The sequence below is a fragment of the Psychrobacter sp. AOP31-B2-9 genome (genome assembly GCF_052378005.1).
Taxonomy (GTDB): Bacteria; Pseudomonadota; Gammaproteobacteria; order Pseudomonadales; family Moraxellaceae; genus Psychrobacter.
Window position 1 is genome coordinate 1 of sequence record NZ_JBQSXG010000185.1, and the last position, 5,001, is coordinate 5,001.

A 5,001-nucleotide genomic window follows, 5' to 3' on the forward strand; every position below is an offset into this window, starting at 1 on the left:
CTCACATATTGTGCATAACCAATTATCTTTTGCACGCATATAAGGGATATCTGCTGGTACTTCAATTGGACAAGCATAACCGCAGTATTCACATACAACATCGTCCAAGTAGGCATAACATTGAGCGACTGTCTCAAACAGTACTTGAGGGCTAACTTTATACTTCTTGCAAAGTTCCTTCAAATGCTCAACAAAGCCACTTTTATTATCGTATGCCCAGTAATCTTCACATATTTTGATATCATATGTGCTTTGCGTCATATTGGGTTGAAGTTTTACACTCATAATATTTTCCTCAGTAGCCGCCATAGCTAGAATACGGCAATAGCTCATAAAGCTCACTCTGAAGCTTACTGCTCATGTCTTTCACAAAGTACCCATCCTGAGTATCCAAGCGCTTCTGTACCCATACACGCATCGCCATATCGTTATCAAAGCACCGCTTTACTCCCAAGAAGCGAGCGAGGTTATAACCCGATGAAACATACAACTCACGCATCAATGCATTAGTAATCTCATTCGCATCATCACTGATTGCGCCATCCCGTTTAAATTCAGCAAACAGCTGCTGATAATTGATGATTTTCATTGTGACGTCTCCTTGTCAGTCTGTTTATTCCTGATGAGTGCTTCAGTGTCAGAGCTATTCGATGCGCTTGTTAACTTCTCTTTACTCGCAAGTAGCAGATTATCCATCGCTGAACCATCCTGACGCGTGATATCAGGGACATAGCGGCTATACACCCGAAACAGCATCTCCGTACTACTATGACCCATCTGCCGTGCTATCCACTCAGGATTTTCACCAGCAGCCAGCCAAAGCGTCGCTGCCGTGTGCCGAGTCTGATAAGCGCGCCGGTGTTTGAGGCCGAGTAGGGCAAGGGTAGGTTTCCATACCCGCCGGTTCACATTGCGATACTCCATCGGATTGCCTTGCGAGTTGCAAAACACGAACTCTGACTTACCAAAAGTGCGTGCCTTCTGCTCTAGTAGGGCGTCATAGACCAACTGTGACATCGCAATATCACGCTGTGAGCCTAACGTCTTAGTCGGACCCATCTCCCCATTCACTAATGCCCCTCTAATACTAATCTCACGTCGATCAAAGTTAATACAGTCCCACTTAAGCCCATCAATTTCACTGGTACGCATTCCTGTAAAGAAGCGAATAGTGTAGTAAGGCCTATAATCAGCACGAACATGCTTTAAAATCAGCCATACCTCACTCAATGTAAAAGGGTTTACATCCGGGCGAGCTTGTTTAAGATTCTTAATATTTTTATAAGGCATCTCAAACTCATGGCGATCTGACGCTTCTTCTAGTATCATACGGAGAAGTATCATAATCTGATTGATTCGTGCTACTGACAGACTTGACTGACCATCTTTACCGTAACGAACTTTGGCGAGGGAGCTACGGAAGGTCAGCAAGTCTGATTTTTTTATGGCATGTACCGCTTTACCACCAAACTCAGGTAAGAGATACTTATCTAGAATAATCTGTATCTTTTGCCGATAGCTCGGCCGCCATTCAATCTTTTTCTCCTCATACCAAATATCGACAAACTGCCTAAAGGTCGGATTGCGGCTGATACAAGCTTCGGCTCTATCAGCCAGTGCTATCATCTCTTGTGCCCGTTCACTTTTTGGAAAGTAAGCGGCATAGTCGAAGATGCCTAGGGTAATTTCTGCTTCCATTTTTTTCATGACTTGTGCTAATTTTTTACGATTAGCTGGGTTGTCTTCTAAACTGGTCTTTTCTCGACAGCGCTTACCTAAGTAGCGGAAGTCAACGACCAGTTTGCCAAACCGTCCTCTCATAGTAGCCATAGTAAATCTCCTAGTCTTATCAATATAATGAGTTATTGAAGTGCCATTCCATTGATAGCGCTCATGACCGGCTTACACATATCCTCTTCGATACGCTCCCATACATACAGAATCTTACGACCACCAAAAGGGCGTATGTAATGAATGTTTTCAATCAAAACAGTGTCTTTCATTTGATTGCGGATAGTACGTGCGTCGTACTTGATGCGTTCGGCTAACTCATCAGTTGTTAAATAAGTATTGCTCATGGTATTTACCTCTTTTCAGTTATTAAGTCGTTGCATTAAGTGATAGAATGAAAACTATTTTATCAGCCTGTAAAAATGTACCTTTGAAGTATCAGCTATAATTTACCCGCTTAAAGGTAATTAGTAACCGATTTGTGTACTATATTGTCTTTTTACCTCAATGTAAAGCATTTTTACCCGAAAAGAGGTATTAATTATGATTGTGTCTAAACTTCCTGTGATTCTGGCAGAGAAAAAGTTGCGTGTAGCAGATGTCGTAAGAGCAACAGGTATGAGTAAATCAACACTTCATAAGCTATACAATGAAGAGTCATCAAGAATTGACTTCAATACCATCGACCAGTTATGTGAGTTTTTAGATGTACAGGTGGGGGACTTATTTATTTATAAGTCAAATAATAAAGATGATGAAGAGTCTTTATGATCTACAAAATTGAAAAAGATGTGCAGAGGAATAAGTGGTAGAGCCTTATATATATGACGTTCCAAGGCCTAAAATTAAGGTTGGGGTTATTTTAAAAACTTACTTTTTCATGATTTGGTCACGTTTTGGTCACGCTATGAGGTCAATCTACAAAAGTAATGGAAAAGAAAAAACAACGTTAAGAAAATATTTTTTAGCGTTGTTTTTTATAAGGGTAGGAATGTTAGTTGGGGTCAATTATAGAATCAGTGTTTATAGCGTGGGCACGAAATGGTCACGTTTTGGTCACGGTGCTGATTTTTGAGCTTTTAATATATTAGATAAACTTAGCAATTAGACTGAATAACTAATACTGGAAAACGCTGTAGCCCTTAAAACTGGGACAAAAAAAAGCCTCACTGTTAAGTGAGGCTTTTTAAGTATTTGGAGCGGGAAAAGAGATTCGAACTCTCGACCCCAACCTTGGCAAGGTTATGCTCTACCACTGAGCTATTCCCGCTAATTATCAATTAACTATCGTCAGTTGATGAAGGCGTATTATACGCAGTTTTTTTGACTTGTCAACACTTATAATAAAAAAATCAAAGTTAGCAAAACAGGCATATTATCTAACCACATAGATATGTTATAACAGTTTCTTATAATAGGTATTCCAAAAAATTTGCATGAGATAAATAGACTGGAATACTCATTATAAGTCACTTCAACCATAAAAAATTATCAGTACTTATCATGGTAATTCATAAGGATAAAAAATGACTCAACAATATACCATCGCCGACTATTTGTTTGATCGTGTCGCAGAAGCGGGCGCCTCTGAGATATTTGGTGTACCTGGCGATTTTAATTTAACTTTTTTAGACAATATTCTTGCGTCTGATAAATTGCGCTGGATCGGTAACACCAATGAGCTAAATGCGGGTTATGCTGCTGATGGTTATGCTCGCGAGCGTGGGTTTGCCGCGATGGTGACGACGTTTGGTGTAGGGGAGTTGTCCGCGATTAATGCCACTGCAGGCTCTTTCGCTGAGTACGCGCCTGTATTGCATATCGTGGGTGCACCAAGTACGGAAGTACAAGACTCAAAGCGCCGTATTCATCATTCGCTTGGTGATGGTGTATTTAACCATTTTATTAAGATGGTAGAGCCAGTGACGATAGCACGAGCGCAGATCACACCAGAAAACGCCGCCTCAGAAATTGATCGTGTCATTCGTTTGATTCTTAAAAAGCACCGCCCAGGCTATATATTGCTGTCACCTGACGTTGCAAAAATGCCAATTTATCCACCAACGACCAAGCTTGATGATAGTCAAGAAGATATTACTAGCCAAGCAGCATTGGCAGATTTTAGACAAGCGCTTATAGATTTTTTGCCAAACAAAACCACGACGCTGATGGCAGATTTGATGGTACATCGTTTAGGACTGCAAAATCAGCTCAAAGCACTCATCGCTGATACGGATATTCCTTATACCACGCTGTCGTGGGGCAAAACGCTATTGGACGAACACAGTGAGCGCTGGGCAGGAACGTATGCGGGTGTGGCATCACGTCCTGTGGTCAAAGACGCGGTAGAAAACTGTGAATGTCTTATCAAAATTGGCGTGCAATATACCGATACCACGACCGCAGGGTTTAGCCAAGATATCAATGAAAAAGTGGTGGTAGATTTGCATTATGAGCGCGCCTCTATCAGTGGTCGGAACTTTGCACCGATTGCGCTAAAGGATGCGTTACAAGTTTTGCATGAGGTCATGACATCAGGTATTGATATCGTGCCTAAGCAGTTCTGTAGAGAGGTAAAACCTCATGAACAACAAGGTAAAGATGACGAACCTATCAGGCAGGATGATCTGTGGCATATCATTGCCGATTGCTTAGATGATAATAACTTGGTGTTTTCTGAACAAGGAACGGCTTATTTTGGCATCAGTGATGTACGCTTGCCGCAGGGTGTTACCTCTTATGGTCAGCCCATGTGGGGATCGATTGGCTACACCTTGCCTGCCAGCCTAGGCGCAGCCATTGCCTCGCCAGACAAACGCAGCGTTCTATTGGTTGGTGATGGCTCTGCGCTGTTAACAATCCAAGAAATAGCAGTGATGATTCAAGAGCAAATCAACCCAGTTATTGTGTTGATTAATAATGATGGCTATACCGTCGAGCGTGCGATTCATGGTGAGCATCAATCTTATAATGACATTCCTAAATGCAACTGGCAGTTAATACCGCAAGCATTTGGTGCCACGGATGAAAACAGCTTAATTATTAAAGTAGAGACAGCGGGTGAGTTAAAGTCCGCTCTCGAAAAAGCAGCCATTGTCACTGACAAGCTCGTAATGATAGAAGTCATTGCTGATAAGCATGATATTCCACCATTATTAGCAGATATTAGCGCAGCACTAAAGCCTTCTTAATATGATCAATCTTCTATAAAAGAGTGACTGAATTAATTTTAACACCCCTATTTGGTACGATGCCAAATTGAACTGACCT

Annotated in this window: 6 protein-coding genes and 1 tRNA gene; 2 read left to right on the top strand and 5 right to left on the bottom strand. The window is 41.5% G+C overall.

Features of this window, described 5'->3' with window-relative positions; genetic code table 11:
- From ACT3SX_RS13880 to ACT3SX_RS13895, 4 genes are all read right to left on the bottom strand, one after another.
- The coding region (locus ACT3SX_RS13880; RefSeq protein WP_444519056.1) for a hypothetical protein at nt 1-285 on the bottom strand (285 nt) is incomplete at its 3' end.
- Between the two features lie 10 nt (nt 286-295).
- Nucleotides 296-589: a hypothetical protein gene (locus tag ACT3SX_RS13885; RefSeq protein WP_442070085.1), complete on the bottom strand. Its 294-nt coding sequence runs from the start codon at nt 587-589 to the stop codon at nt 296-298.
- A complete protein-coding gene (locus tag ACT3SX_RS13890) occupies nt 586-1,830 on the bottom strand; it encodes a tyrosine-type recombinase/integrase (protein ID WP_442070087.1) in 1,245 nt (414 codons plus the stop codon). The genes ACT3SX_RS13885 and ACT3SX_RS13890 overlap by 4 nt, the downstream gene beginning before the upstream one ends.
- Nucleotides 1,831-1,862: 32 nt before the next feature.
- Entirely contained in the window at nt 1,863-2,078 is a 216-nt protein-coding gene (locus ACT3SX_RS13895; protein WP_011513303.1) for a hypothetical protein, read from the bottom strand.
- Between the two features lie 196 nt (nt 2,079-2,274).
- On the opposite strand from ACT3SX_RS13895, the gene ACT3SX_RS13900 reads away from it, so the two are divergent.
- Nucleotides 2,275-2,502, top strand: a complete 228-nt coding sequence (locus ACT3SX_RS13900; RefSeq protein WP_149408651.1) for a helix-turn-helix domain-containing protein — start codon at nt 2,275-2,277, stop codon at nt 2,500-2,502.
- A gap of 424 nt (nt 2,503-2,926) precedes the next feature.
- Here ACT3SX_RS13900 and ACT3SX_RS13905 read toward each other — a convergent pair.
- Nucleotides 2,927-3,001 (bottom strand) — tRNA-Gly (locus ACT3SX_RS13905).
- Nucleotides 3,002-3,257: 256 nt separating this feature from the next.
- On the opposite strand from ACT3SX_RS13905, the gene ACT3SX_RS13910 reads away from it, so the two are divergent.
- On the top strand, nt 3,258-4,922 hold the full coding sequence (locus tag ACT3SX_RS13910; protein ID WP_192519425.1) for an alpha-keto acid decarboxylase family protein: 1,665 nt from the start codon (nt 3,258-3,260) through the stop codon (nt 4,920-4,922).
- Nucleotides 4,923-5,001: the final 79 nt, after the last annotated feature.

Bases quoted from the DNA above. Each gene is read 5' to 3' on its own strand.
- ACT3SX_RS13885 (WP_442070085.1), bottom strand. From the start codon at position 589: ATGAAAATCATCAATTATCAGCAGCTGTTTGCTGAATTTAAACGGGAT.
- ACT3SX_RS13890 (WP_442070087.1), bottom strand. From the start codon at position 1,830: ATGGCTACTATGAGAGGACGGTTTGGCAAACTGGTCGTTGACTTCCGC.
- ACT3SX_RS13895 (WP_011513303.1), bottom strand. From the start codon at position 2,078: ATGAGCAATACTTATTTAACAACTGATGAGTTAGCCGAACGCATCAAG.
- ACT3SX_RS13900 (WP_149408651.1), top strand. From the start codon at position 2,275: ATGATTGTGTCTAAACTTCCTGTGATTCTGGCAGAGAAAAAGTTGCGT.
- ACT3SX_RS13910 (WP_192519425.1), top strand. From the start codon at position 3,258: ATGACTCAACAATATACCATCGCCGACTATTTGTTTGATCGTGTCGCA.